At 65.9% G+C, this 1,309-nt stretch carries 2 protein-coding genes; one reads left to right on the top strand and one right to left on the bottom strand.

Annotation, left to right across the window (positions count from 1 at the left end):
* Positions 1-783: 5'-3' exonuclease (locus tag AC1D1S_RS21190; RefSeq protein WP_476995451.1), on the bottom strand; the 783-nt coding region annotated here is incomplete at its 3' end.
* Between AC1D1S_RS21190 and AC1D1S_RS21185 the strand changes: the two genes are divergently transcribed.
* A complete protein-coding gene (locus tag AC1D1S_RS21185) occupies positions 782-1,246 on the top strand; it encodes a hotdog fold thioesterase (RefSeq protein WP_476995450.1) in 465 nt (154 codons plus the stop codon). The genes AC1D1S_RS21190 and AC1D1S_RS21185 overlap by 2 nt on opposite strands.
* The last annotated feature ends 63 nt before the right edge of the window (positions 1,247-1,309 follow it).

Genomic DNA, 1,309 nt, shown 5'->3' with positions numbered 1-1,309 from the left:
TTCCCCCACCAGGGCGGCGAGGTCCGAGTACTGGGCCGGGCTGACGAAGTACTTCTCCTGGATGGCGTCCGCGTCCATGCGGGGAATGTCGCTGACACCCTTTTTGGGGTACAGGACGAAAACGTTGTCGGTGATGAGCTGGAAGGCGTCGCGGTCGCCTGAGACCAGCAGCACTTCGTAACCGGCCTTTTCCCCCATTGCGGCGAGGGTGGCCAGGATGTCGTCAGCTTCCCAACCGGGCATTTTGATGGTCTTGATGCCCCAGGCGCCCATGACCTTGTCGATGAGGTCGATCTGGCCGCTCATTTCCCGCGGGGTCTCGTTGCGTCCGCCCTTGTACTCGCTGTATTCGGCCTTGCGGTGCGTCGTGTCATCGGAGACGTCGAAGGCGACCGCCACGTGGGTGGGCTTTTGCTCCTTGATCAGGTTGATCAGCATGGACGTGAAGCCGTGGACGGCGTTCGTGTGCTGGCCCGTGGCGGTGGAGAACTTGTCCGCGGGCAGGGCGAAGAATGCCCGGAACGCCATGGAGTGCCCATCCAGTACGAGTAGCCGCGGCTGGTCCGTGATCGGAATCACGGGGGCCTCGGTGGCGGAAACCGACGCCGCGGCCCGGCTGGATTTTCCGGCACGCTTGGCCGCAACCCCTGAATCCGGCGCATCTGCCGGGAGAAGGTCTGCCGCGGTGTCCGCGGAAAGGGGGGCAGCATTTTGGGGGGCTGCATTCTCGAGGACAAGGGCCGGTTTGGTAGTTTCACTCACAGGTGCCAGCCTAGTTCCCATGAAGGACAATTTCACGCCCGGCCCCTACGCGACCGAGCTCGCAGCGGCCGGTGTTCCCGAGGAGATGCACGATTGGCTGGGCCAGTACGGCGTCKGAGCCCTTGTGGTGAAGATGGGGATCCGCTTCCTCGAGATGAGCCCGGAACGCACTGTGGCCACCATGCCGGTGGCGGGGAACACCCAGGTGGCAGGCATCCTGCACGGCGGGGCCCACGTGGTCCTGGCCGAAACCCTGGGTTCTTTCGCGGCGGGCATGCATGCCGGCCCCAACCGCCAGGCGMTGGGGATCGAGGTCGGCGCCACGCACCACCGGGCGATCTCGGAGGGCACCGTCACCGGCACGTGCACGGCCATCCACCTTGGCCGGACTCTCACCACCCACGAGATCGTGATGACCGACGAGCATGGCCGCCGGCTATCCACCGCCCGGATCACGAACCTTATCCGCGATATCGCGCCCTAGATCCGCGATATCGCGCTGGGCGACCGGCCCGGGCGTAGCCGGATCCGGCTACGCCCGGGCCGG

Source organism: Arthrobacter sp. P1_A5, assembly GCF_056406825.1.
This window is presented reverse-complemented; position numbering and strand designations above follow the sequence as displayed.